The 26,472-nt window shown below is 34.2% G+C and carries 17 protein-coding genes and 1 tRNA gene; 14 read left to right on the top strand and 4 right to left on the bottom strand.

Translation table 11 applies throughout. From position 1 onward, the window contains the following. Window positions 1–180 precede the first annotated feature (180 nt). From B0I10_RS02150 to B0I10_RS02130, 5 genes are all read left to right on the top strand, one after another. Window positions 181–3,147, top strand: coding sequence for a SusC/RagA family TonB-linked outer membrane protein (locus B0I10_RS02150; protein WP_112084855.1), 2,967 nt, complete (start codon window positions 181–183; stop codon window positions 3,145–3,147). 19 nt (window positions 3,148–3,166) lie between these two features. Next, entirely contained in the window at window positions 3,167–4,747 is a 1,581-nt protein-coding gene (locus B0I10_RS02145) for a RagB/SusD family nutrient uptake outer membrane protein (protein ID WP_112085027.1), read from the top strand. Window positions 4,748–4,773: 26 nt separating this feature from the next. Next, on the top strand, window positions 4,774–5,838 hold the full coding sequence (locus B0I10_RS02140; RefSeq protein WP_112084854.1) for a SusE domain-containing protein: 1,065 nt from the start codon (window positions 4,774–4,776) through the stop codon (window positions 5,836–5,838). A 67-nt stretch (window positions 5,839–5,905) separates the two neighbouring features. Continuing rightward, window positions 5,906–8,791, top strand: coding sequence for an alpha-amylase family glycosyl hydrolase (locus B0I10_RS02135; RefSeq protein WP_112084853.1), 2,886 nt, complete (start codon window positions 5,906–5,908; stop codon window positions 8,789–8,791). A 112-nt stretch (window positions 8,792–8,903) separates the two neighbouring features. Then, window positions 8,904–11,723, top strand: a complete 2,820-nt coding sequence (locus B0I10_RS02130; RefSeq protein ID WP_112084852.1) for an AsmA family protein — start codon at window positions 8,904–8,906, stop codon at window positions 11,721–11,723. A 55-nt stretch (window positions 11,724–11,778) separates the two neighbouring features. Here B0I10_RS02130 and B0I10_RS02125 read toward each other — a convergent pair. Continuing rightward, window positions 11,779–11,851, bottom strand: a tRNA-Phe gene (locus B0I10_RS02125). 121 nt (window positions 11,852–11,972) lie between these two features. Here B0I10_RS02125 and B0I10_RS02120 point away from each other — a divergent pair. From B0I10_RS02120 to B0I10_RS02090, 7 genes are all read left to right on the top strand, one after another. Next, the gene (locus B0I10_RS02120; RefSeq protein WP_112084851.1) at window positions 11,973–12,707 is read left to right on the top strand and encodes a type III pantothenate kinase; all 735 of its coding nucleotides are present in this window, start codon (window positions 11,973–11,975) and stop codon (window positions 12,705–12,707) included. After that, a complete protein-coding gene (locus tag B0I10_RS02115) occupies window positions 12,700–13,953 on the top strand; it encodes an outer membrane protein transport protein (protein WP_112084850.1) in 1,254 nt (417 codons plus the stop codon). The genes B0I10_RS02120 and B0I10_RS02115 overlap by 8 nt, the downstream gene beginning before the upstream one ends. 18 nt (window positions 13,954–13,971) lie before the next feature. After that, window positions 13,972–15,327, top strand: a complete 1,356-nt coding sequence (locus B0I10_RS02110; RefSeq protein WP_112084849.1) for a tetratricopeptide repeat protein — start codon at window positions 13,972–13,974, stop codon at window positions 15,325–15,327. A gap of 3 nt (window positions 15,328–15,330) precedes the next feature. Continuing rightward, window positions 15,331–15,885: an LPS export ABC transporter periplasmic protein LptC gene (lptC, locus tag B0I10_RS02105; RefSeq protein ID WP_112084848.1), complete on the top strand. Its 555-nt coding sequence runs from the start codon at window positions 15,331–15,333 to the stop codon at window positions 15,883–15,885. 120 nt (window positions 15,886–16,005) lie between these two features. Next, window positions 16,006–16,197: a hypothetical protein gene (locus B0I10_RS02100; protein ID WP_112084847.1), complete on the top strand. Its 192-nt coding sequence runs from the start codon at window positions 16,006–16,008 to the stop codon at window positions 16,195–16,197. Between the two features lie 5 nt (window positions 16,198–16,202). After that, window positions 16,203–17,474: a hemolysin family protein gene (locus tag B0I10_RS02095; RefSeq protein WP_112084846.1), complete on the top strand. Its 1,272-nt coding sequence runs from the start codon at window positions 16,203–16,205 to the stop codon at window positions 17,472–17,474. A 160-nt stretch (window positions 17,475–17,634) separates the two neighbouring features. Beyond that, window positions 17,635–19,737 (top strand): peptidylprolyl isomerase, encoded by a 2,103-nt coding sequence (locus B0I10_RS02090; RefSeq protein ID WP_112084845.1) that lies wholly within the window; start codon window positions 17,635–17,637, stop codon window positions 19,735–19,737. A gap of 55 nt (window positions 19,738–19,792) precedes the next feature. On the opposite strand, the gene B0I10_RS02085 is transcribed toward B0I10_RS02090, so the two are convergent. The 3 genes from B0I10_RS02085 to B0I10_RS02070 form a co-directional block, all read right to left on the bottom strand. Next, window positions 19,793–20,704: a GYDIA family GHMP kinase gene (locus B0I10_RS02085; protein WP_112084844.1), complete on the bottom strand. Its 912-nt coding sequence runs from the start codon at window positions 20,702–20,704 to the stop codon at window positions 19,793–19,795. Between the two features lie 6 nt (window positions 20,705–20,710). Continuing rightward, window positions 20,711–22,027: a hydroxymethylglutaryl-CoA reductase, degradative gene (locus B0I10_RS02080; protein WP_112084843.1), complete on the bottom strand. Its 1,317-nt coding sequence runs from the start codon at window positions 22,025–22,027 to the stop codon at window positions 20,711–20,713. Between the two features lie 319 nt (window positions 22,028–22,346). Further along, the gene (locus B0I10_RS02070) at window positions 22,347–22,580 is read right to left on the bottom strand and encodes a hypothetical protein (RefSeq protein WP_112084842.1); all 234 of its coding nucleotides are present in this window, start codon (window positions 22,578–22,580) and stop codon (window positions 22,347–22,349) included. 161 nt (window positions 22,581–22,741) lie between these two features. Here B0I10_RS02070 and B0I10_RS02065 point away from each other — a divergent pair, with 161 nt between their 5' ends. Further along, entirely contained in the window at window positions 22,742–24,916 is a 2,175-nt protein-coding gene (locus B0I10_RS02065) for a S9 family peptidase (protein ID WP_112084841.1), read from the top strand. An 8-nt stretch (window positions 24,917–24,924) separates the two neighbouring features. Beyond that, complete coding sequence (locus B0I10_RS02060) at window positions 24,925–26,472, top strand: peptide MFS transporter (RefSeq protein WP_112084840.1); 1,548 nt, start codon at window positions 24,925–24,927, stop codon at window positions 26,470–26,472.

The raw sequence follows: 26,472 nt of genomic DNA, 5'->3' as shown, positions 1-26,472 counted from the left end.
TTTTTTAGAATCGGAATTTTTAGCTTAAAAATACTGATTATTCTAAAAGTTTTCAACACGAAAACGTTTTCGGAAGGTCTTTAACAAATGTTTATTCAAAAAGATAAAAATTTTAAGTAAATTTAACATTCGAAGTATAAATACAAGCAAAAAACACAATTTTTAACCTAAACAAACTGTATGAAAACAATTTCTAAAAAGTTGTTATTTTTATTACTCTTACTGCCGCTTAGTTTGCTGGCTCAGAGCACGTTGAGTGGTGTTGTAACTGACAAGTCGTCTGGACAACCCCTACCGGGAGTAAACGTAGTTATTAAAGGTACCACAAAGGGTACTACAACCGATTTTGATGGTAAATATATGCTGTCAAATGTCATTAGTGGAGAAGTGATTGAGTTTACTTACGTGGGATTTAATACACAAAATGTTACCTACACTTCTCAAAAAACGATTAATGTTTCTCTTGAAGAGGACATAGCAAAACTAGATGAAGTAGTTTTGGTGGGTTATGGTACTGTTAAGAGGAAAGATGCAACAGGTTCCGTTGCTCAAGTATCATCAAAAGATTTTAATAAAGGAGCCAATGTAACCGCTGAAAACTTATTGAATGGTAAGGTAGCTGGGGTAACGATTAATACCAGTGGTGCTCCGGGTTCAGGCTCTGAAATTAGAATTCGCGGGGGATCTTCTCTGTTGGCATCCAACGATCCTTTGATTATTATTGATGGATTACCAATTGACAATAATGGAACAACTGGTTCTACTTCAATTATATCATCTATCAATCCAAACGATATTGAATCTTTCTCGATTCTTAAAGACGCCTCTGCAACTGCCATTTATGGTTCTCGTGCATCAAATGGTGTAATTATAATTCAGACTAAAAGAGGTTCTAAGACTTTACAAGTAGATTATAATTTTCAATATGGTACAGGTAGTAGAGTCGGGGAGGTAGATGTGTTTTCTGCCGATAGATATAGAGAATTAATTGCCGGCACATTTGATGCTGACGGTAATCAGTTAACGCCTGGTCTTGGAAATGCTGCTCAAATAGCAAAATTAGGTACTGCGAATACAAATTGGCAAGATGAGATCTATAGAAGAACAGATTTTGTTGATAATAATTTATCCATCAAAGGAAATTTGTTTGGAGTTTTGCCTACCAGACTTTCGGTTGGTAATACCTATCAAGAAGGTTTGCGTTTAACAAATGCGTTTACCAGAAATTCTGTTTCTTTGAACTTATCACCTTCTTTGTTTAAAGATCATTTAAAGTTGAGATTGTCTGCAAACTACACTAATCAAAGAAATCGCTTCACTGATGCTGTTGAGGGCTCTGCTATTAGTTTTGACCCTACACAACCGGTGTATGATGCCGAGTCGCCTTCAGGTGGATTTTTTGAATACTACAGTATAAATGGAAGTGGTGAGACGGTCTATGCTACACCAGCTATAGGTAACCCAGTTGCACAGCTTTTACAAACGTATGACAAAGGTATAAATAACCGAATTTTTGGTAATTTTGAAATGGATTATAAATTTCATTTTCTACCAGAATTAAGAGCTGTTTTAAATTTAGGATATGATAAAGCGAATGGTGAAAGAAATATTTTAAGAGGAAGAGATGCTCGTTCAGGATATTTAAATAACAACATATCAAGAGGAACAATTGCTAACGAAGAGCAAGAAAGAATTAATTCATTGTTAGATTTTTATTTAGTTTACAACAAACAGTTTGGTAAATTGAACCTTGAAGCGACAGCTGGTTATTCTTATCAAAAATTTGAAGTTTCCGGATTACGATTTTTTAATCTTGTAGACCCTACTAATACTGAAGAGCAAATAGCTTATGCAGATGATGATGTAGTGCTTTTGGGTTATTTTGGAAGAGTGAATTTCAATTATAATGACAAGTATCTTCTGACCTTAAATTACAGAAGAGATGGTACATCTAGGTTTGGAGAACAAAATCGTTTTGGAAATTTCCCATCTGTAGCTTTAGGATGGAAGATTAAAGAGGATTTCTTTAAAGATTCACAAACACTTTCTGAGTTAAAACTTAGACTAGGTTGGGGGGTTACAGGACAGCAAGCTATTGGTGATACAAATTTTTATCAGCAAATCTACAATTCTGGTTTGCCAACATCACAATATATAATAGGAGGGCAACCGATAAATGTTGGGGTTTCGACTGCTTTTGGGCCAATTAGATGGGAGGAAACGGCTACTTATAATTTTGGTTTGGATTATGGTTTTAACGATAATAGATTAAATGGATCGTTGGATTTATTCTACAAAGAATCTACAGACTTATTACAAACAGCTCCTTTTGCTGATGGGTCAAATTTTTCTAATCAAGGGCCTCAAAACATCGGTGATATGAACATCAAAGGGATAGAGTTTTCAGTTAATTACGATGTAATTAAAAATGATAACTTAAACTGGAATGTTGGTTTTAATGCCACTAAATTTGAAAGACGAATCGATCAAATCGCACTAGGAACTCCGATTTTAGGTGGTTTTGCTCCGGGAACGGGTGGTACATCTCAGATTTCTCAAGAAGGATTTACTCCAAACTCATTTTTTGTTTACAAACAATTGTATAGTGCAGATGGTTCTCCAATTGAAGGGGCATTTGCAGATATAAATGGCGATGGGCAAATCAATGGTGATGACCGTTATATATACAAAAATGGTGATCCGGATTTGTTGTTAGGTTTTAATACAAGCTTAAATTATAAAAGTTTCGATTTGTCGTTTAATTTAAGAGCAAGTTTCGGTAATCGAATTTATAATGCTGTTAAAGCGGACAGATCTACGTTTAGTAGAATTGAAAATGGTGTTTTGGAAAATATTTCACCTAACGTTTTATACACAGAGTTTGTTCAACCTAATAATGAAGCATCTGTACTATCAGACATGTATATTGAAAATGGTTCATTCTTACGAATGGATTATGCTACAATCGGTTATACCTTTAAGAACTGGTTAGGTGGAAAAGCATCGGTTCGCTTATTTTCAGCTGTACAAAATCCATTTGTTATTACTGAATATTCTGGGTTAGATCCAGAAATAACGGGTGGTGTTGACAATACTATTTATCCTAGACAAAGACAATTTTTGTTTGGTGCTAATGTGAAATTTTAAATAAAAAACTATGAAAAAAATGAAAAACAGAATTGCTATCTTTTTAGGTCTTGCTTTTTTAATGGCAGCCTGTGAAGATGATTTAAATGTAATTCCTGAAGATGACAATCGTCAGTCTTTAGACCAGTTTTATGCTCAGCCCGGAGCATATCTTCAAGCAATAGCTGGAGTTTATGGTAACTTGGCATTAACTGGAACAACAGGTCCTGATTCTTCTAATATCGGAGGAATTGATGCTGGTACTAGTCAATACGGTCGTGTGCTATGGTACATGCAGAATTTGGCTACTGATGAGGTTATTTGGAGTTATGAAAATGACCCAGGAACTGCTGAAATTCAACGTAATACATGGAACGCAACAAATCCAATTGTTCGTGGAATGTTCAGTAGAGGTATGTTTCAAGTTACTTTGGTGAATGAATTTTTAAGACAATCTCAGCCAGGTGTTTTAAGCTCACGAGGGATAACCGATGCGCAAACATTGGCCAGCATTGAAGAGTATAGATTAGAGGCTAGAGCTCTGAGAGCCTTAGCCTATTATCACTTAATGGATTTATTTGGAAAAGCTGCATTTACCACTGAAAACGATGCTATTGGTGTTGCCGGTCCAGAATACAACAGACAACAATTGTTTGATTATATCGAAAGTGAATTACTTGATATTCTTCCAAACCTAAAAGCTCCAAGAACAAATCAGGAAGGTAGATTAGACCAAGCTTTTGCTCGTATGATTTTAGCAAAAATTTATTTGAATGCTGAGGTTTACGTTGGTCAAAATCGTTACAGTGATTGTGCGGCTCAATGTACTGCCATTATTGGTTCTGGTTATTCTTTAGCGTCAAATTATCTAAATAATTTTAATGCTGATAACCATACTTCACCAGAAGCGATTTTCTTTATTCAATCAGATGGACTAGTAACGCAAAACTATGGGCCAACTACCGTTATGATCAATGGTCAAGTAGGATCAATTGAGGCTAATGGTGATCAATTCGGTGTTGGTGGTTGGGGAGGTGCTCTTCGTTTAAGAAAACAGTTTGTTCAAAAATTTGATGGGCCTCAATTTAACAACGACGCTAGAAAGACCATCATTTCAGGTTCAAGAAATATTGATATTTTGAACATTGCAGATAGAAACCAAGGCTATATTTTAGCTAAATACTCAAACAAAACATCAACAGGTGTAGCAGGAGTTAGTAGCACATTTGTTGACACTGATTTTCCTCTTTTCAGACTTGCAGATGCTCATTTAATGTACGCTGAATGTGCCCTTCGTGGAGCTGGAGATGCTTCATTAGCATTGAGTTATGTAAATGCTTTGCGAGAAAGAGCGAATAATGGCTCACAAGCTAATAATATAACATCTGGAGACTTAACACTCAATTTTATTATTGATGAAAGATCAAGAGAATTGCATTGGGAAGGACATAGAAGACAAGATTTGATTCGTTTTAATCGATATACTGGAGGTGCATACAATTGGGCATGGAAAGGAAATAGTGCTAATGGAGTCCCAATTTCGGCAAATCTTAAATTATATCCAATTCCACAAGCTTCACTAGCTTCAAATCCAAACTTAACACAAAATCCTGGGTATTAATATCCTTAACTCAAATATATTATACAATGAAAAATACATTTAAATTACTTTTTACCGCAATCCTTATCTCAGGATTATGGTCTTGTGAAGATGAACAAGAATTGATTTTTAGCAATCCACCGGCAAGTTTTGAAATAGTTACCCCTTTAGATGGATCAGTGTTTTTGGAGCCTGATCGTGCGGGAGATATTGCATTAACTGTTACATGGAATGATGCAGACTTTGGAGATGCTATCATCGCAAACTATGACGTAGAAATTTCATTGCCAAATGCAGAATTTGCTTCACCTATAGTAGCGGGGAACACAACAAATAATTTTGTAACATGGACGGTTGAAGAGTTAAATGGAGCAGCCACTTTAGCTGGTGTTGAGCCATTTACTGATACTCCGCAAGATATTAGCATTAGAGTAAAAGCTTATCTTGGAACAAATCAGTCCGAAATTGTTTATTCAAATGTGATTACTGTTGGAGTAACCACATATACTACTGAAACTCCTCTACTTTACGTAGTAGGTAATTTTTTAGCAGCTGGTGGTTATGGAAATGATTGGACGCCATCAAGTGCAGTGCCTTTAGCCTCTTCTGGTTTTGGAGAAACCGATTTTGAAGGGTACGTGTTTTTCAACGCTGCATCTTTTGAATACAAGTTTTTGCCAACAAATGTAAGTTTTGATGGTGATTATGGAGATGATGGAAACTTTTCAGGGACACTTGTTCAAGAGGGAGAAGTTAACTGTACAGGTACTGGTGCAGGTTATTATAGAGTTCAGGCCGACACAGACTTGCTAACTTATTTAATTACACCAACAGCTTGGGGTATTGTAGGTGCAGCAACTCCTGGAGGATGGGATAATAGTACTGCTTTGACGTATAATTCTACCTCTAAAAAATGGGAAGGAACTGTTGTAATGACGGCTGGTGGTTACAAATTTAGAGCGAATAATGCATGGACTGTCAACCTAGGAGGTAGTACAGATTCGTTAACATATAACGGTCCTGATCTTATTTTAGATGCATCGGGAACTTACCTTGTTAAACTTGATCTAAGTAACCCAAGAGCATATTCTTATGAGTTAATTGCTCAATAATATTTTAAAAACCTCAAAAAAGGGCTGTATCTCTACAGCCCTTTTTTATCATTAAAAATTTTTTACTATGAAAAGAAATTATTTTTTTATTTTTTTATTAGCCTTAATTTCATCTTTTGCTTTCAGTCAAGTTACTATTACGCCTGCAACTTTTAATGTGGATGATCAAATTACCATCACCGTTTCTACTGCTGCTCAAGCTTGTAACCAAATGGGAACTAATCCTGCTAAAGTATACATGCATGCCGGTATTGGTGATGATGTAAATGCATTTGGATTTTCAGTAATAGGTAATTGGGGTCAAGACGATAGCGTCGGTTTGATGACTAATAACGGGAACGGTACATGGTCAATAACTTTAACACCGAGTACTTATTTCGGAATTAATACCACGCAACAAGCTAATGCTACAAAGCTAGGAATGGTGTTTAGAAATGCCAATGGTTCTCAAAAGATTGAAAGACTACCCTTATGTGATGACTTTATATTCGATGTAGGTACTTTTCAAGTAAACTTGTCATCTCCGGGGAATAACACCTCAACCATTATAAATTCGGGTGGTAATATTTCGGTTGCTGCAACAAATACTGGCGGTAATGCAAGCTATGTTTTAATAGCAAATGGAGTTACGATCAATACAAATGCTTCAACTGCGAATTATTCTTTTGATCATACCAATATTACTTCCAATCAAACGTATGAATTACAAATAACACTCGGCTCTTCAACAATTACCAGAAGATTTAGTGCTATTGTAAACCCTGGAACATTAGCACAAGCAATTCCAGGTGGCTTGGAAGATGGTATCAATTATAATCCATCTGATCCAACACGAGCAACATTAAAATTAAATGCTCCCGGAAAAGATTTTGTCTATGTAGCCGGCAGTTTTAATAACTATCAACCAAATTCTTCTTACGCAATGCGAAGAGACCCTTCCACCAATATTTTTTGGTTGGAATTAACAGGATTAACCCCCGGACAAGTTTACACCTATCAATATTGGGTGGTAGATCAAACCCCTGTTGCGAATTCGCCGGTTTTAGTGAAAACAGCGGATATGTATTCAACGCTAGTTTTATCTCCTTTTGATGATCCATGGATTCCAGCAGTAACCTATCCAAATTTACCTACATATCCTGCCGGTCAAGAAAGAGAAGTTACCGTTTTGCAAACAGGACAAACACCTTATAATTGGAGTGATGCAACGTTAAATTTTGTTAAACCGGATAAAGATAATTTAGTGGTTTATGAGGTTTTAGTAAGGGATTTTGACGCCAACAGAAATTATCAAGATATTATCGATAAAATTGATTATTTTTCAGATTTAGGTATTAATGCTATACAATTTATGCCAGTGATGGAGTTTGAAGGAAATGAGAGTTGGGGTTATAATACATCCTTCCACTTGGCTCTGGATAAGTTCTATGGAACGGCGGATAAATTTAAAGAATTGGTTGATGTTTGTCATCAAAGAGGTATTGCAGTAATTCTTGACTTAGCATTAAACCACTCTTTCGGAAGAAACCCTGGCGTTAGAATGTGGATGAATGATCCCGATGGCGATGGATGGGGACCACCTTCTTCTGATAATCCGTATTATAATACAACAGCTCGTCACAGTTATAGTGTAGGGGAAGATTTTAATCATCAATCTGCTTTAACGCAATATTATACACGAAGAGTGGTAAAACAATGGATTGAAGAATTTAAAATTGATGGTTTTCGTTGGGATTTAACCAAAGGTTTTACACAAAATTGTACTGGGCCTGACGAAGGATGTACGAATGGATATCAAGCCGATAGAGTGCAAGTGTTGAAAGATTATGCTGATTATTCTTGGAGTCTAGATCCAAACCACATTGTAATTTTCGAACATTTAGGTTCTGATAATGAAGAACAACAATGGGCAAATTATAAATTAAATGAAGGAAAAGGAATTTTGATGTGGGGAGAAATGTATTCACAATACAAAGAGCTTGCCATGGGATTTGCTACTCAAAATATCAACCGTATGGGTCACGTAAGCAGAGGATTTGCCGGGAAAAGATTAATCGGTTATCCGGAAAGTCACGATAAAGACCGAATGATGTATGAGGCCATAACCTTTGGAAATGGTGGTGGTACTGCTCCGGTTAACGGAAATTTAACCAATGCTTTAGCGAGAATGGGAGCCATTGGAGCAACAAGTATTTTAGTCCCTGGACCAAAAATGATATGGCATTTTGGAGAGCTTGGTAGTAATCAGTCTATTTTTACATGTAGTAACGGAACGGTGAATGATGAAGGTCCTTTTATTCCAGGTGATTGTAAATTGGATACTAAACCACAAGTACAGTGGACCGAAAACTGGTTGTCTGACCCGAGAAGAACTGCGATTTTTGATGATTGGTCACGAATGATTAAACTAAAAATTAACGAGCCTGTTTTCAATGGAGATTATGCCATAAGTCCTAATGGAAGTAATATTCGTCAACGAATTTATGTGTTTAATAATTCTTTACAGGCTCCACAAATAAGTAGTGTAGTTATTTTGGCCAACTTTTCCGTGGCTGCTCAAAACATTACTCCAGATTTTCCTTTTGTAGGAACATGGTATAACTTAATGGATGACACAGAATTAAATGTAACCAATACTACAACAGCTATTAACCTGCTTCCAGGTCAATTCAGAGTATATGGCAATAGACCATCCACGTTGTCTACTAACAATTTTGAAATTAATTCGAATGTTACGTTGGCTCCAAACCCAACTTCTAACTCGTTCACTATTTCAGTCGCCACAACAAAAGTGGAAGTGTATTCTGTAACTGGACAATTAGTGAAATCATTTAATAATTCGTTTGACAACACGTATTCTTTTGATGTAAGTGACTTAAATAAAGGAATTTATTTTGTTAAAGCAGCCGACGAAAACGGAAATGAAAAAATCATGAAATTACTTAAAAATTAATATTTGAAGTTAGTTAATTATAATACAATGCCATTAAGCCCAGTTCTTTAACTGGGTTTTTTGTTTTTTTATAACTATTGTGAATTAGATTTTAATAATTTAATTTCGTGCCATGAAAAAGTCAATTAAAACAATCGTTTTTAAGATTCTTAAGATAGCTGGAGTAACCTTTATGGTCTCGTTGTTATTACTTTTTCTATTGCCCACACTATTTCCTGAAACCATAACCAATAAAGTTAAATCATTTGCAAATGAAAAGCTCAACGGAGAATTAAGTTTCAAAGAAACCAATCTTTCTTTTTTTACTCATTTCCCTTCTTTAACACTATCATTAGATGAGTTTTTGTTAAAAGGTTCGGCTCCATTTGAAAAAGATACATTAATTTCTGCTAAAGAAATTGCATTTGGAATTAATGTAAAATCCATTTTTTTTGATGAGAAGATAAAAATTGATAAAATATTTCTTTCTGGTGGACTTATCAATGTAAAAGTGAATAAAAAAGGTCAGCCTAATTACAATGTTTATCTTTCAGATAATATAGAAGAGTCCACAGACTCAACTTCTGCTTCTATAAAATTAGAACGTATAGACATTAAAAAAATACGGTTGGTTTATGAAGATCAATCTACCAAAATGCTTATCAGAGCGAAAGAATTTAATTACTTAGGGAAAGGGGATTTGCATGAATCAATTTTTGACTTAAAAACGAAAGCACAAATTGAAGGATTCGATTTTTCATTTGACAATCAAGAATATCTAAAAAATAAAAAGGTAAATGCTGAACTTATAACCAAAATAAATACCAACTCTCTTGCCTTAGTTTTTGAAGAAAATAACTTGATGATTAACAAACTTCCGGTTGAATTTAAAGGCAAATTCAATTTCTTAAAAAATGACTATAACCTAGATTTTACTGTAAAATCGGTAAATAGTCAGCTCAATGACTTTTTTACAGCTTTGCCGCCTCAGTTCATCACTTGGCTTTCCAAAACAAATATCAAGGGAAAAACAGATTTGCTTTTTTCGTTAAAAGGGAAATACATTGCCGAAGAAAATGAAAAGCCGGATATTCATTTTAATATGAAAATTAGAGATGGATTTGTTTCTTACAACAAAGCACCATTTCCCGCGGAAAATATTTTCCTGAATTTTGACACGAAATTACCTTCATTAGACACCGAAAAATTGGTTTTAAAAATTGACTCTATCTACTTTGATGTAGGGAAAGATTTTTTTAACGGAAATTTAAAAATCAATGGTTTGTCCAATCCAGTGATTGATGCCAGAATTCGCTCAAAATTAGATTTAGCTAAATTAGATCAGGCTTTAGGAATTGAAAATATGGATTTAAAAGGAAGTTTTTCTGCCAACATAGTTTCCAAAGGAGAATACAACAAGGAAAAGAAAAAATTTCCCGAAACTAAAGCTAATTTGGAACTTAAAAATGGTTTTGTAAAGTCACGCTATTATCCCAATCCTATAAAAAATATCAATTTTAAAGCGGTTGTAAACAATGCTACAAGTCAATTCAACGATTTTAGTTTACTAATTTCTCCCGCTACATTAGAATTTGAAGAAAAACCTTTTAATCTGTATGCATCACTTCAAAATTTTGAAGATATAGCTTATGACATCAAAGCAAAAGGCGAATTAAATATTGAAAAGATATACAAAGTATTTTCGCAGAAAGGATTAGGTGTAACCGGTTTTGCCAAAATGGATTTAGCTTTTCAAGGCAAACAAAGCGATGCAACTTCGGGAAAATACAACAACCTAAATAATAAAGGAACGTTAGAGCTTAAAGAAATTAAGATTAATTCAGCCTTTTTACCCAAACCATTTGTGATAAACGAAGGTCTCTTTTTGTTTAATCAAGACAAAATGAATTTCACTAATTTTATTGCTTCCTACGGCCAATCCGATTTCAAAATGAATGGTTACATGGAAAATGTCGTCAATTTTGCCCTTTCGGAAAAGGAAGTTTTAAAAGGAAGTTTTTCGGTAGATTCCGACTTTATCCAAATAAATGAATTCATGGCTTTTGCAGATGAAACTGAAGAAGAGAAAGACACTACCATCCAAAATGGTGTGGTAGTCATTCCGTCAAAATTTGATTTTAATCTCAAGGCAAACGCAAAAAAAATCAATTTTGACGATTTAAATATTGAGAATTTAGCTGGGAAAGTAAATGTAAGTCAAGGAAAATTATCACTACAAAACACTACCTTTTCCCTAATCGGAACAAAAGTGAGTATAGACGCAGTTTATTTTCATGAAACGCCCACTCGAGCAGATTTTGATTATAAAATTAGAGCTTTCGATTTTGATATAAAGCGAGCGTATGACGAAGTTGCCCTATTTAGAGAAATGGCCTCCGCGGCAGAATATGCCGAGGGAATTATCTCATTAGACTATAAAATAGCCGGAAAGTTAGACGGAAACATGATGCCGGTTTTTCCTTCGCTGGTGGGAGGAGGAACACTTTCTGTAAAAAAAATCAAAATAAAAGGCTTTAAATTATTTAATGTAGTGAGTCAAAAAACAGAAACCGATGCGTTGAAAGATCCCGAAATTTCTAAAATTGATATCAAAACAACAGTAAAAAATAATTTAATAAAGATTGAACGTTTCAAATTTAAAACTGCCGGTTTTAGACCAAGAATTGAAGGCGAAACCAGTTTCGATGGTAAAATTAATTTGAAAATACGAATCGGACTTCCTCCTTTAGGCATCATAGGAATTCCTGTTAAAGTGACCGGTACACAAGAAAATCCTGAAATTGGAATTGGTAGAAAAACAGAAGATTTAGAAGAAACAGACTATGTGGAAGGAATGGAGTTAGCTAAACCCGAAGTCAAAACCAAAACAACTCCAATTGTTTCTGATGAATTGCAACCTCAAACAGCAAAAGATTCACGAAAAACGGATTAAATTTCAATTTTTTTTATAAAAACAAAAAACCCGAATAGAACTATTCGGGTTTAAGTGGTACCTCCAGGGATCGAACCAGGGACACATGGATTTTCAGTCCATTGCTCTACCATCTGAGCTAAGGTACCTTTACAATTGCATGCAGTTTTGCTTGTTGATTGCGGGTGCAAATATAGAACGATTTTTATTTTATACAAAACAATTATTAAAAAAAATCTATTCGTACCTTCGTCCGCAGAAAAGTGAATTATGGTTTTAGTGGTTGATATAGGAAATACTCGAATTAAATGTGCTGTTTATGAGGTGAATACATATATTGATTCCTTTGTTTTTGAGGATAGTAACGCACAAAATAAATTTAAAAATATTTTTACAACCTATCCAAAAATCAAGGATTTGGTAGTCTCCTCTGTTGGAAAAGAGTTAGATTTTGATTTAAAATCACTTTCAAAAAGTATAACTATTCATGTTGTCTCCCATCTTGATTCCTTTCCGTTTCAAAATAAATACGCAACGCCAAAAACGTTAGGAATCGACAGAATGATACTTGCATCGGGAGCAACTTTACTCTATCCGAAACAAAATCGACTTGTTATTGATGCAGGAACTTGCATAACCTATGACTTTATAGATGAAAATGACCATTATTGGGGAGGTGCCATTTCACCGGGTTTTAGACTTAGGTATGAATCATTACATCAGTTTACAGCAAAGTTACCGTTATTAACTTTTGAAGAATCTGAAATATTTTTTGGAAACTCAACAAATGAATCTATTCATGCGGGAGTAGTAAACGGTTTACTGTATGAAATAGATGGCTTTATTGACGGTTTTAAAAAGCAATATGAAAACTTTACCATAATTTTAACGGGTGGAGACACTGTTTTTTTGGCAAAAAGATTAAAAAATACCATATTTGCCAATTCAAATTTCCTTTTGGAGAGTTTGAACCAATATTTTCAATATAAAATCAAAAATGATTAAAAAAATTCTGATAGGCTTTTGTCTATTCTTTTCTGCATTAACTTGGGCCCAAGAAGGGACAGCTTCTCCTTATTCTTTTTATGGAATTGGCGATGTGATATTTAAAGGTGCTGTTGAAAATCGTTCGATGGGAGGTGTGAGTGTTTTTAGTGATTCAATACATGTTAATTTACAAAATCCAGCTTCATTTTCTCATTTGAAACAGACAACATTTACCGTTGGAGCAAATTACAATAATTTAAAATTAAACACCACCTCCGAATCTGAAAAAGCAAGGAGAACAACGATTGATTATTTAGTGGTTGCTGTACCTGTTTCTAAAAAGTTTGGGGCGTCTTTGGGGCTGCTTCCCTTTTCATCTGTTGGGTATAAAATTGAAAGTATTAATGATGATCCATCGCAACAAAGTTCTAGATATTTTGGAGAAGGAGGTGTCAATCGATTTTTTGGAGGTTTAGGATATTCAATAAATGCTCATTTAAGCATTGGTGCAGAAGTGAATTATAATTTTGGAAATATTTCAACCAATTCAGTTGAATTTATCCCTACCATTCAATATGGTACCAGAGAATTAAATTCCAGTAGAGTTAATGGTGTAAATTTTAATTTTGGTGCAATGTACAATAGAAAAGTGACCGAAAAGTTGACCCTCTTTGGTAGTGTTGCCTATTCACCAGAAAGTATTTTGAATTTAGATAATGAAAGAAATATTACTACGGTTTTAGTCACAAATAATTTTACAGTAATTCCTCAAGAAGAAGGCATCCTTCAAAAAAGCACTTCAAAACTTAAACTACCATCTAAACTTGTTTTTGGTACAGGAATTGGTGAGGTTCGAAAATGGATGGTAGGTACTGAGTTAACCATACAACAATCCAGTAATTTTGCAAATCGATTCAACGATATTAATAACGTACAATACGAAAATTCAACTAAGTTAAGTTTGGGAGGGTATTTCATTCCAAAATACAATTCTTTCAATCGCTATTTGGAAAGAGTTACCTACAGGGCCGGTTTTAATTACGCAAACACTGGTTTAATTATTAATAATGAGTCCATAAATGATTATGGCATAACTTTTGGTTTAGGTTTACCACTTGGAGGAAGTTTTTCTAATATCAACATCGGTTTTGAGTATGGAAAAAGAGGCACAACCAATGCAGGTTTGATCGAAGAAAACTACATCAATATATTTATAAGTTTATCATTGAATGATAAATGGTTTGTTAAAAGAAAATATGATTAATACAGAAATTTTATAACTATGAAAACTAAACTAATTATTGTCTTTGCGTTTCTAATCGGAATAATGAATGGAAAAGCTCAGAGCGACGCAGATTGTGCAGAAAAATTATCTATTTTTAATGAGCTTTGTAAAGCAAAAGATTTCGCTGCTGCTTATGAACCTTGGATGTACACGCGTAAAAATTGTGCTTCCTTTCACGAGGCAATTTACATTAGAGGTGAGCAAATAGTAAATTATCGTATTGAAAACGCTAAAACACCTGCTGAAAAAGAAGCTGAAGTGCGTGATTTGGTTAAAATGTACGGAGAATATGATACGCACTTCCCAAACAATAATAGAGGGAATAAAGTAAGAAAGTCAATGGCGTTGTTCGAAAACAACGTTGGAACTCCAGAGGAAGTTTATCAACTAGTTGATGATGCTTTTAAAACAGACAGAGCAAACTTTACAAACGCAAAAGCACTTTATGTTTATTTTGAAATCTACGTAAACGATTTTGAGGCTGGTAAAAAAGGTATTCAATTACAAGATTTATTTAATAAATATGACGAAATTTCAGATAAAATTGACGAAGAAGAGAAAAAACTTTCAGATGAGTTAGATGTAATTTTGCAAAAAGAAGAGGCTGGCACCGAGTTAACCAAAAAAGAAGCTAGTGTCAAAAATGCCAATCAAATTAACCTAGATGCTTTTCAAACCATCAGAACAAGTATGGATAATAAAATCGCACAGCTATCTACTTGTGATCGTTTAGTGCCTTTTTTAACGGCAGGCTTTGAAGATAAAAAAGGAGATGAAGAATGGTTAAAAAGAGCCGCAGAACGATTATACAAAAAAGGATGTTCTTCTGACCCGTTGTTTTCAAAAATATCTGAAACCTTACACCAGTTGAATCCTACAGCCAAATCGGCCTACAATTTAGGGGTTTCTTATTATAACAAAAAGAATGTTACAAAAGCATTGGAATATTTTAACCAATCGGCAGAATTGCATAAAGACAGTGGTGAAAAAGCAAAAGTGTATTACACTGTAGCAAGAAATATCTACGGAAGTAGTAACAAATCACAAGCAAGAGCTTTTGCAGAAAAAGCTGTTGCTGCAAAACCTTCTTTTGGAGAAGCTTACGTTTTTATCGCTCAGCTTTATGCCAATAGTGCTAACGAATGCGGAAACGACCCTTTTGAAAAAAGAGCCATCTATTGGTTAGCTGCCCAAACTGCCAGAAAAGCAGGAACTACAGCAGGAAATGCGGCGGCAGCTTCCTACGATAAACTAGCTCCTTCTAAAGCAGATATTCACAGTGCAGGAAGAGCAGGCGAAAGCATCCGTTTTAGCTGTTGGGTTGGAAGAAGTGTTACGGTTCCTAATTTATAAACGATGCATTGCATACATAAAATAATCAATTTCAGTGTCACAGTTTTTACTGTGACATTGTTTTTTGGTTGCCAAAGCAATTTTAAAGATATCCAACGAATAAATGTTTCCGAATTTATGGCTTCGGGTGAAGCAGATTCTGTTAATCTGAAATATACCGATTCGGGAAGAATTAAAGCCGTTTTAGTAAGTCCAAAAATGATGGATTACGGCACAGTTCTTTATCCTTTTACTGAGTTTCCAAATGGAATTGAAGTAACATTGTATGACCAAGAGGGTAAGAAAAACTTCATCCAATCGGATTATGCAGTTACATTCAAAGGAACAGAAATTATAGACTTACAAGGCAATGTAAAAATGACTTCTGAAGGAGGCCAGTATTTGGAAACGGAGCAATTATACTACGACCAAAAAAACGAATGGTTTTTTACCGAAAAAAAGTTTAAATTTACCGACCCATACAAAGGAGAAACAAAAGGTGAGGGCCTAGATTTTAGTAAAGATTTTAAACGAATCAATTTTCAAAAAGTTTCCGGTGTAATTAACGAAACCGAATAGTAGGGGAGTATTTAGTAGGGATTAAGGAGTGATTATTAATGAGAAAGCCTCAACTTATTGCAACAACAGACAGCCTACAACAGATAACAGATAACAGACAACCGACAACCGACAACAAACATGACCTATTTAAAATACATTCAATATTTTTATCTTTTTGCAGCCGGATTTTTTATTTACCAAGGTTTTGCCAATTGGAACGCTGAGGAAAAAAGTCCTTGGATGCTCTTTTTTTTTGCTGCGTTAGCCATTTTCATGTTCTTTTTCAGAAGACGTTTTATGAATAAAATGGATAATCGGGACAAGAAATAAACGTTATGGAAGTCAGTATCATTCTTGTTTCTTTGCTGCTTTCGGCGTTTTTTTCCGGCATGGAAATAGCGTTTGTCTCTTCAAATAAAGTGTACCTCGGAATAGAAAAAATGCAAGATGGGTTTGTGGCTAAAATTTTAACCAAAATAACCCAAAATCCATCCAAGTTCATAGCCTCCATGTTGGTGGGAAATAATATTGCTTTAGTAATTTATGGTTTTACCATGGGCGATTTAATCATTAAATTGATTTATCCGGAATTCATCAATAATGATAATTTACCGTTTCAAGTTTTAATGATTCAAACGCTGATTTCAACCGCTATCATTTTGGTTACAGCCGAATTTTTACCAAAAGTTTTTTTTCAAATTTATGCCAACACCTTTATTAAAATATTTGCTGTTCCGGCTTACTTTTTTTACCAATTGCTCTATTATATCTCTTCTTTTGTAATTTGGATTTCCGATTTTTTTCTTAGGAAATTATTCAAAACCGAAGGCGACGAGGCTCAACTTTTTTTTAGTAAAGTAGAATTAGGAAATTTTATTTCCGAACAAATGAATTCGGTCGAAGATCATAACTCCGTTGATTCTGAAATTCAGATTTTTCAAAATGCTTTAGAGTTTTCCGGTGTAAAAGCAAGGGATATTATGATTCCAAGAACCGAAATTTCTGCCGTAGAGATTCATGATTCGGTTAAAGAATTAAAATCCCTTTTTATAGAAACCGGTTTCTCAAAAGTAATGGTTTTTCAATCTTCTTTAGACGATATTGTGGGTTATGTACATTCATTTGAATTGTTTCGCAAACCAAGAACTATTAAATCAGTGATGATACCAGTAGAATTTGTGCCTGAAACGATGTTCATCAAAGATGTTATGAATTTGCTCACCAAAAAACGTAAAAGCGTTGCCATCGTATTAGATGAATATGGCGGAACCTCCGGTATGATAACCATTGAAGATATTGTGGAAGAACTTTTTGGTGAAATTCAAGACGAACACGATTCAGACGAAACGCTGATTGAAGAACAACTCGGAGAGAAAGAGTTCAGGTTTTCCACTCGTTTGGATGTTGAATATATTAATGAAGTATATAAATTAAACATTCCTGAAGATGATTCTTATTCAACTTTAGGCGGATTTATCGTAGATCATGTCAAGGAAATACCTCAAAAAGGCGAAGTGATCGAAATTGATAATTTTCAGGTCTTAATTGAAGAGGCTTCGAATAAAAAAATAGAGTTGGTAAAAATGATAATTGATTTTTCAGATTAAATCAATTTGCTTTTGTAGTTATAAAAGCGAATATTCTTCTTTATTGAGTAGCATTATTTTTCGCTACGTAAAAAATCCACAAAATATATTGAATTCTTTATAATTATTTCACAGATAATTGTATTTTCGCAAACTGAAATAAAATTAAACACAAATAGAAATGGCGATTTTAGGAAAAATTAGACAACGTTCATTTATTCTTATAGTGATTATTGCGTTGGCATTATTCTCTTTTGTATTAGCAGATGTAATTCAAAGTGGCGGTTTTAGCCAAACTTCAAACAATGTAGGAACAATTAATGGAAAAGACATTCCCTTTGAAGAGTTTAGAATAAAAGTAGGAAATGCTGAAAAATCAGGTCAAGGAATGTCAAACATTCAGGCCGTTAATCAAGTTTGGAATCAAGAAATAAACCTTGCTTTATTATCTGAAGAACTTGAAAATTTAGGAATTAGAATTGGTGAAAATCATTTAATTGAAACATTGAAGGCAGACCCTAACTTTGGTCAGAATCCTTCCTTTCAAAATGAATTAAAACAATTTGATATCAACAAGTACAGAGAGTATATTAAATCAAGTTCAAACCAAGAAGAAGTTCAGTATTTTGAAAATGTAGAGGAAAACGCAAACATCAATGCAAAATACCAATTGTATAGCACCCTGGTCAAATCGGGTTTCTTTACCACTCAAAATGATGCTAAATTCAAATATAATTTAGAAAACAAAAAAGTTACGTTTGATTTTGTGGCTGTTCCTTATTCATCAATCAAAGATAGCGATGTAAAAGTGACTGATGCTGAAATTATCGAGTTCATGAAGAAGAACGAGAAAAAATACAAAGCAGATGAAACAAGAGAAATCGAATTTGTTGTGATCGAAGATCAACCATCAGATTCAGATAAAAACGACATCAAAAATAAGTTAAATTCATTCTTGGCTCCATCAGTAAGATATAATAAGGAAACAGATTCAAACGATACAATTCCTAGTTTTTCTGCAACAACTGATGTAATTAAATTTGTAAATGAGAATTCTCAATTCCCGTATGATTCAACCTATATAGGAAAAACGGATTTACCAGCTGAACATGCAGAAGCTATTTTCAACTTAGCAGATGGTCAAGTTTATGGTCCCTATCAATATGGTGAATACTTTGCTTTAAGCCGTTCGATGGGAAGAAAAGCGGGTGCGAAAGCAAGAGCTAGTCACATCTTAATCAGTTTCACAGGTTCAAGAGCTCAACCAAAAGAAGATAGAACAAAAGAAGAAGCAAAAGTAAAAGCAGAAGGAATTTTAGCAGAAGTTACTGCAAATCCAGATGCGTTTACGATGCAAGCATTTACTGTTTCAGAAGATCAAGGTTCTGCACAAAAAGGTGGAGATTTAGATTTCTTCGGACCTGGTCAAATGGTTCCTGCCTTTAATGATTTTGTTTTCAATAATCCAATCGGAAAAGTTGGTTTAGTAGAAACTGAATTTGGTTACCACATCATTAAAGTAACAGACAAACAAGATGCTATTCGTTTAGCAACCATTGCTCAAAAAATTGAAGCTTCAGAAAAAACTTCTGAAAATGCTTATACAAACGCAGTTAAATTTGAATTAGCGGCGAATGATAAATCATTTGAGGCAGCTGCAAAAGAGGCTAAATTAACAGTTAACCCATCTATTCGTGTAAAAGCGTTAGACGAAATGTTAGGTCAATATGGCTCACAAAGACAAGTTATTCGTTGGGCTTTTGAAAAAAATACCGATGTAAATGATGTTAAACGTTTCGAACTTCCTAAAGTGGGTCACTTAATTGCAAAATTGAAAAAGGTAAACGAAGAAGGTTTATTAGCCATCGAAGATGCCAGAATTCAAGTCGAGCCAATCTTGAAGAACAAAAAGAAAGCTGAGAAAATCATGGCAAAAATGAAAGCAACTTCATTAGATGCGATTGCCCAAGCCAATGCAGTGCAAGTGCAAACAGCATCAGATGTAACTTTGGAGAACCCATCTGTAGCATCTGCCGGTTACGAGCCAAAAGTTGTTGGAACTGCTTTTGGAACCGCTGTGAATAAACTTTCTGCTCCAGTAGAAGGTAATGCGAGTGTTTTTGTAGTAAAAACGACCAAAGTAACGGAGCCTTTACCAGCCAAAGATTTTACAACACAAGTGAATGCTTTAAAATCTCAAAATGCTTCTGCTGTGGGTAGAGTATTTGGAGCATTAAAAGAGAAAGCCAAAATTAAAGATAACAGATTACAGTTTAATTATTAATTCAAACCGTAATTAGTGAAAAATCCCAACCTTTATCAAAAAAGTTGGGATTTTTTTATTTTAGAATCATCTCATGATAACGAAGGATGGTTTCAAAACCACGTTCTTTAAAATAAGCACTGGGATCATCTTTTGAAACCACAAGCACAAAATCTCCGCCCCAAGCTCCTAAACTCTTAATTACGCCTTTAAAATCATAAAAGAAAGCTTCTTTGATGGTGATGGTTTCCAGCACTTCACTCATAATGCTCTCATGCTTTTCCATTTCATAAACAAATGATTTTAAATCGGAAGAAGAAAGGACAGCATTCGTAATCTTATTTATTTTTTCAATGGTTTTTCCAATGTTGTGTTGGTTGTTGATGTAATTGGCAATCGCCGATTTACTACTTTGTTTTCGGTTCAAATAAACAAAATACAAGTTGTTTCGAAATTCCGGATAAAATTCTACCGTTTTAAATTCCGGTTGATTATTGATTAATTGATAAACGATTGGCGAATCTTTTTTTGCACAGGCGATGTCATAACCACTTCCTCCAAAACTTCGGTTCAACAATTCAAAAGCATCAATGTGTAACCATTGCCCAATGTTGTTAATTAATGTAGAAGAAGTACCCAAGCCCCAATTTTTTGGAAAGGTCAAATTGGTTTGGATGTTGAAACCATTTTTATCTAAAAAATCCGGATTCATTTGATAAGCTTCATGCAAAATTTCCAACAACGTGTTTCGAACTGAATTTTCTGCATCAAACTGTTTATTGATGATTTCGTCAAAAGTAAATTCATCTTCAAACCAAGTGCTTCCGTCTTGATCAAAACTTTTCCATAGAATTTGTTTGGATGGAATTGGTTCCACAGTTAAATTCTGTCCGAATTTTGTTGGTAAAGCTAATGCCAAAGCTCCGTCAAGAACTACATATTCTCCGGTTAAGAGTAATTTTCCGTTGCTGTAAAAGGTTTTTTTCAAGGTGATTTATTTTCTAATTTCTTCCAAAAATCCCGCCACAGAAGCATGTGAAATCGTATTGTCTTTAAAATACTCCGCTACTTTTATTCTTTCTTCTGCCGTAGCGTGATATTGATTTAAAATATTGTTAATGTGCATTTTCATATGACCTTCCTGAATTCCTTTGGTTGTCAATGAACGCAAGGCAGCAAAATTTTGAGCCAATCCAACAGCGGCCACAATTTGCATTAATTCGCGTGCCGATGGTTTTTCTAAAATTTCTAAATTCAATTTTACTAAGGGATGTAACGAAGTTAAACCGCCCACCGTTCCTAACGCTAACGGAATTTCTAACCAAAATTTAAAAATGCCGTTTTCAATTGTTGCGTGTGATAAACTGCTGTATTTTCCGTTTCGGCTTGCGTAAGCATGTGCTCCGGCTTCCACGGCTCTAAAATCGTTTCCGGTTGCTAAAACCACGGCATCAATTCCGTTCATGATGCCTTTGTTGTGCGTCACTGCCCGATAAGGTTCTATTTGTGCAATTTGAACGGCTCGCACAAATTTTTCGGCAAATTCTTTTGGGTTTTCGATTTGTTTTTCGGCTAAATCTTCAATTGAACAGGAAACTTCTGCTCTAACAATGCAATTCGTCACATAATTCGACAAAATACTCATCACCACTTCGATGTTTTTTTCTTCTTCCGAAAAAAATTCAAAAGTTTGAGCTTCTTGTTTCAAGGTTTTAGCAAATTGCTCCAAACACGAATTGATAAAATTCGCACCCATGCTGTCTTTGGTTTCAAAAGTTGCATGCAATTGATAGTAATTTTCTAAATCAGCAGTTTTATCATTCAAAACGATGTCTAAAATGCCACCACCGCGTTTTTGCATATTTTTAGTAATGCTTTCTGTTTCTGAATAGAATTTTGCTTTCCTTTGATTGAAGAAATCAACTAATTTCGATTTATCTCCTTGATAAATAAAATGAACTTGTCCGATTTTTTCGGTGTTCAAAACCGTTGTTTTAAATCCGCCACGTTTCGACCAGAATTTAGCCGATTTAGCTGCAGCAGCCACGACCGAACTTTCTTCAATCACCATCGGAACAGTATAATTTTTTCCGTTGATGTTGAAATTTGGAGCAATTCCCAACGGTAAATAAAAATTGGAAATCGTATTTTCGATGAATTCGTCGTGCAACTGTTGTAGTTTTTCATCCGTATTCCAATAGTTTTTAACTAATGAAATAGCTTCTTCAGGTTGTGAAAAATACTGCTTTGCAATCCATTCAATTTTTTCAACTTTGGATAATTTGGAAAATCCGGAAATTTCGTTGTTCATATTTGATGCTTATGGTGGTGCAAAGATACAACTAAGAGGAATAAAAGTTTAAAGTGAATTCTTGTATTTTATCAAACCGAAGACAATGATTTCTTTAGTTTCCATTTTTACTCTATAAACAACTGTGTAACCTTTGAAAATATAATCTCTTATTAAATCATCTTCAAAGTAAATAGATTTTCTAAAATGAAACGGATTTTTTTAGTCTTTTAAGATATTTTTTTGTAAATCATTCTTGAATTTACGAGCAGCTTTAGGTTTGTCTTTTCCTATAAATTCAACTAAATCGGATAGGGCATTGATAAATTTTTCGGAAAAACTAATCTTCATATTTTGAAATTATTTTTTCCATAACCAAATCCATTTCTTCCATCGAAATACACTTAGATTTTCCACTCTCAATATCTTCTAATTCCTTTTGCAAAATGGCTTTATTTTTTTCAAAAAAAGGATCTTCCTGAATAATTTGAACTTCATTTTCAGAAAATGAACTTAATAATTCAAGAATTTTTGATTTTAAATTGGCTTGAAATTGAATTCGAATAGTTTCCATACTAAAATATTTACACACAAATTTAATGAAAATTAAAATTAGATGTGTTTTTTAAAATTTCTATTTCATTTCAAAATCCCTAAAATTGCTATTTAACAGAAAAAAACTCGTTTTATTCCGATTTTTTCACTAAAATTGAATCTTTTTTTAATGCATCAAAAATGAATCAATTCTCAAAACTCGTTTGTTTCTTATTTCTTGTGTCCGTGGCCGCAATCGGTCAGCAAAAAATAACCTTAGAAGACATCTGGTCCTCAGGAACTTTCCGAACAAAGGGGATGGATGCTTTGCAAGCTCTCAAAAATACCAATCAATATACGGTTTTAAATGTTGACAGAACTTCACGAACTTTTCAAATCGATTTGTACGATTTTGCTACGTTGAAGAAAGTAAGCACGCTTATTGATACGAAAAATCATTCAGATTTAAAATCCATTGACAGTTACACCTTCAATTCAACTGAAACGCAATTGCTGATTGCATTGAATTCGGAACCAATTTACCGACATTCTTCCGTGGCTGATTTTTATATTTATGATTTAACATCCAAGAAAATACAAAAAGTAGCCGATTATAAAATTCAAGAACCTACGTTTTCTCCCGATGGGAAAAAGATTGCTTATGGTTTTGAAAATAATTTATATGTATATGATCTAGCTTCCGATAAACATACTAAAATTACAACAGATGGGAAGAAAAATCAAATCATCAATGGAATTACCGATTGGGTTTATGAAGAAGAATTTGCTTTTGTAAGGGCTTTTGATTGGAATAGTTCGAGCACACATTTAGCCTACATTAAATTTGATGAAACCGATGTGCCGGAATTTTCAATGGATGTGTTTGGGAAGGAATTATATCCTTCGCAAGAGGTTTTTAAATATCCGAAAGCGGGCGAAAAAAATGCGTTGGTTTCTTTGCATATCTATGAAATAGCTTCAACTCAAATCCAAAATATCAATTTGAGTCAATATAATGATTTTTACATTGCTCGAATGAAATGGACAAATGATGCAAATGCGTTGAGTATTCAAGTGTTAAACCGTCATCAAAATAATTTAGATTTACTTTTTGTGGATGCTAAAACCGGAACGACAAAAGTGGTTTTGAATGAAAAAGACGCAGCTTATGTTGATGTAACCGATAATTTGACCTTTTTGAAAGACAACAGTTTTATTTGGACTTCAGAAAAAGATGGATTTAATCACATTTATCATTACGATAAAAATGGTAAGTTTCGCAATCAAATCACCAAAGGAAATTGGGAAGTGACTTCCTATTACGGTTTTGATGAAAAAAATGGGGAAGTTTATTATCAATCGGTTGAAAATGGTTCCATTAATCGAGACATTTACAAAATCAAATTAGACGGGAAAAATAAAGTCCGTTTAACGAATAAAACCGGAACCAACAAGGCAACTTTCAGTCCGAATTTTCAATATTTCATCAATTCTTTTTCCAGTTCAACTGAACCAACTTCATACACCTTACACGATTCTAAAGACGGAAAGCAAGTGCAATCCATCGTTGATAACAAAGAATTAGCTTCAAAATTAGAAAGTTACAATCTCCCCACCAAAGAATTCTTCGAATTAACGACCGAAAAAGGGCATAAACTAAACGCTTATATCATCAAACCAAAAGATTTTGATGCTTCTAAAAAATACCCATTATTATTATTTCAATACAGCGGACCGGGTTCACAACAAGTAGCCAATCAATGGTTGGGAGCGAATGATTTTTGGCATATGATGCTGGCTCAAGAAGGCTATTTAGTAGCTTGTGTGGATGGAAGAGGAACCGGATTCAAAGGAGCTGCTTTCAAAAAAGTCACTCAAAAAGAATTAGGAAAATACGAAGTAGAAGATCAAATTGATGCCGCAAAAGTACTGGGAAATTATCCGTACATCGACAAAGCTCGCATCGGAATTTGGGGCTGGAGTTACGGCGGATTCATGTCAAGCAATTGTATCTTAAAAGGAAACGATGTGTTTAAAACAGCCATTGCTGTTGCTCCGGTAACCAATTGGCGTTTTTATGATTCGATTTATACGGAAAGATATATGCAAACGCCTCAAGAAAATGCAAGTGGTTATGATGATAATTCGCCCATTAATCACGTAGATAAATTAAAAGGAAATTACCTTATCATCCACGGAACTGCTGATGACAACGTACATTTTCAAAATGCAACCCGCATGATTCGTGCCTTGCAATTGGCCAGCAAACAATTTGACCAAGCCATTTATCCCGACACAAACCACGGCATTTATGGCGGAAAAATTCGACTACAATTGTACACCAAAATGACTAACTACCTTAAAGCTAATTTATAACCAAACTTATGACAAACGATACTTCGCTGGATAAAAAAGAATTATTCGGACATCCAATTGGGCTTTTTATTTTATTTTTTACAGAAATGTGGGAACGTTTCTCATTTTATGGGATGAAGGCGTTGTTGATATATTATTTAGTACAATACCATTTGTTTCAAGATTCAGCAGGAAATTTATTAGTTGGAAGTTATGCAGCATTAGTGTATGCAACTCCAGTACTTGGAGGTTATTTAGCTGATAAATATCTTGGATTTAGGAAAGCGATTATTTTTGGAGGTGTTTTGCTGGTTTTAGGGCATATAGGAATGGCTTATGAAGGTAATGCTGCTACGCAATCTGTAACTGGTGAAATTGAAAGGGATAATTTTGCACTACAAGTATTCTACTTTTCATTAGCATTTATAGTTATGGGTGTTGGCTTTTTAAAAGCTAATATCTCTTCTTTAGTAGGTGAATTATACGAACAAGGAGATATAAGACGGGATTCTGGTTTTACTATTTTTTATATGGGTATTAACTTAGGCTCGTTTTTGGCAACTATTATTTGTGCTTGGCTTGGTGATGAATATGGATGGAGTTATGGTTTTGGGGCTGCTGGCGTTGGTATGTTTTTAGGATTAATAACTTTTATTTATGGAAGAAAATATTTAAAAGGAAAAGGTGAAACAAATTATCCTGATGCCTTGAATAAAACTTATTTTGGTATAAAGACCGAGTATCTCATTTATATTTTTGCAACCTTATCAACGGTTATTATTTGGCAAATGGTACAAAGTCATAGCGTAGTTCAAAACTTGCTAATTATAGCTGGTGCTATCTCATTTGTTTATATAGTATATTATGCCATTACTAAATTAGATAAAGTAGCAAGAGAACGATTAATTGCGTTAACAGTATTAATAGTTTTTACAATTGTATTTTGGGCATTATTTGAGCAAGCTTACACATCAATGAACTTGTTTGCTTTAAGAGCTATGGACACTACATTTTTAGGAATTGAATGGAAACCTAATCAATTTTTGAGTTTAAATGCCTTATTTATTATTCTTTTAGCACCAGTATTTGCTTGGTTATGGGTAAAAATGGGAAAATACAATCCCAACACAGCCGTTAAGTTTGGTTCAGCACTGGTTTTAGTAGGTTTAGGATTTGGAGTTTTGGTATATGGAATTAATATTGCTGAAGCTGGTCAAGTGGCTGCAATATGGTTAGTTCTTGCTTATCTGTTACATACAATGGGAGAACTTTGTTTATCACCAGTAGGTTTATCAGCTGTAACAAAATTGTCGCCTGCAAAAATAGTTGGATTTATGATGGGCGTTTGGTTTTTAGCTACTGCAAGTTCCGAATTTATTGCAGGTCTTTTAGCTAATATTGCAGCAATAGACACTACCAATGGTGAGTCTCCAGACTTGAATTTAGCAAAACAAGCCTATTCAAAACTATTTGAATATTTATTTTATACAGGAATCGGATTTGGTTTCCTATTATTAATTTTATCTCCATTAATCAAAAAATTGATGAATGGGGTTGACAAAGAATTAAACAACTAA

The sequence above is a fragment of the Flavobacterium lacus genome, from assembly GCF_003268815.1.
Lineage (GTDB): Bacteria > Bacteroidota > Bacteroidia > Flavobacteriales > Flavobacteriaceae > Flavobacterium > Flavobacterium lacus.
Note: the sequence above shows the minus strand (reverse complement) of the source record. Positions and strands in the feature narration are given on the sequence as shown.

What these genes read in the sequence shown, in the direction of transcription:
- B0I10_RS02090 (WP_112084845.1), top strand. Translation starts at nt 17,635, where the DNA reads ATGGCGATTTTAGGAAAAATTAGACAACGTTCATTTATTCTTATAGTG.
- B0I10_RS02065 (WP_112084841.1), top strand. Translation starts at nt 22,742, where the DNA reads ATGAATCAATTCTCAAAACTCGTTTGTTTCTTATTTCTTGTGTCCGTG.
- B0I10_RS02100 (WP_112084847.1), top strand. Translation starts at nt 16,006, where the DNA reads ATGACCTATTTAAAATACATTCAATATTTTTATCTTTTTGCAGCCGGA.
- B0I10_RS02080 (WP_112084843.1), bottom strand. Translation starts at nt 22,027, where the DNA reads ATGAACAACGAAATTTCCGGATTTTCCAAATTATCCAAAGTTGAAAAA.
- B0I10_RS02130 (WP_112084852.1), top strand. Translation starts at nt 8,904, where the DNA reads ATGAAAAAGTCAATTAAAACAATCGTTTTTAAGATTCTTAAGATAGCT.
- B0I10_RS02150 (WP_112084855.1), top strand. Translation starts at nt 181, where the DNA reads ATGAAAACAATTTCTAAAAAGTTGTTATTTTTATTACTCTTACTGCCG.
- B0I10_RS02070 (WP_112084842.1), bottom strand. Translation starts at nt 22,580, where the DNA reads ATGGAAACTATTCGAATTCAATTTCAAGCCAATTTAAAATCAAAAATT.
- B0I10_RS02140 (WP_112084854.1), top strand. Translation starts at nt 4,774, where the DNA reads ATGAAAAATACATTTAAATTACTTTTTACCGCAATCCTTATCTCAGGA.
- B0I10_RS02115 (WP_112084850.1), top strand. Translation starts at nt 12,700, where the DNA reads ATGATTAAAAAAATTCTGATAGGCTTTTGTCTATTCTTTTCTGCATTA.
- B0I10_RS02145 (WP_112085027.1), top strand. Translation starts at nt 3,167, where the DNA reads ATGAAAAACAGAATTGCTATCTTTTTAGGTCTTGCTTTTTTAATGGCA.
- B0I10_RS02060 (WP_112084840.1), top strand. Translation starts at nt 24,925, where the DNA reads ATGACAAACGATACTTCGCTGGATAAAAAAGAATTATTCGGACATCCA.
- lptC (WP_112084848.1), top strand. Translation starts at nt 15,331, where the DNA reads ATGCATTGCATACATAAAATAATCAATTTCAGTGTCACAGTTTTTACT.
- B0I10_RS02135 (WP_112084853.1), top strand. Translation starts at nt 5,906, where the DNA reads ATGAAAAGAAATTATTTTTTTATTTTTTTATTAGCCTTAATTTCATCT.
- B0I10_RS02120 (WP_112084851.1), top strand. Translation starts at nt 11,973, where the DNA reads ATGGTTTTAGTGGTTGATATAGGAAATACTCGAATTAAATGTGCTGTT.
- B0I10_RS02095 (WP_112084846.1), top strand. Translation starts at nt 16,203, where the DNA reads ATGGAAGTCAGTATCATTCTTGTTTCTTTGCTGCTTTCGGCGTTTTTT.
- B0I10_RS02110 (WP_112084849.1), top strand. Translation starts at nt 13,972, where the DNA reads ATGAAAACTAAACTAATTATTGTCTTTGCGTTTCTAATCGGAATAATG.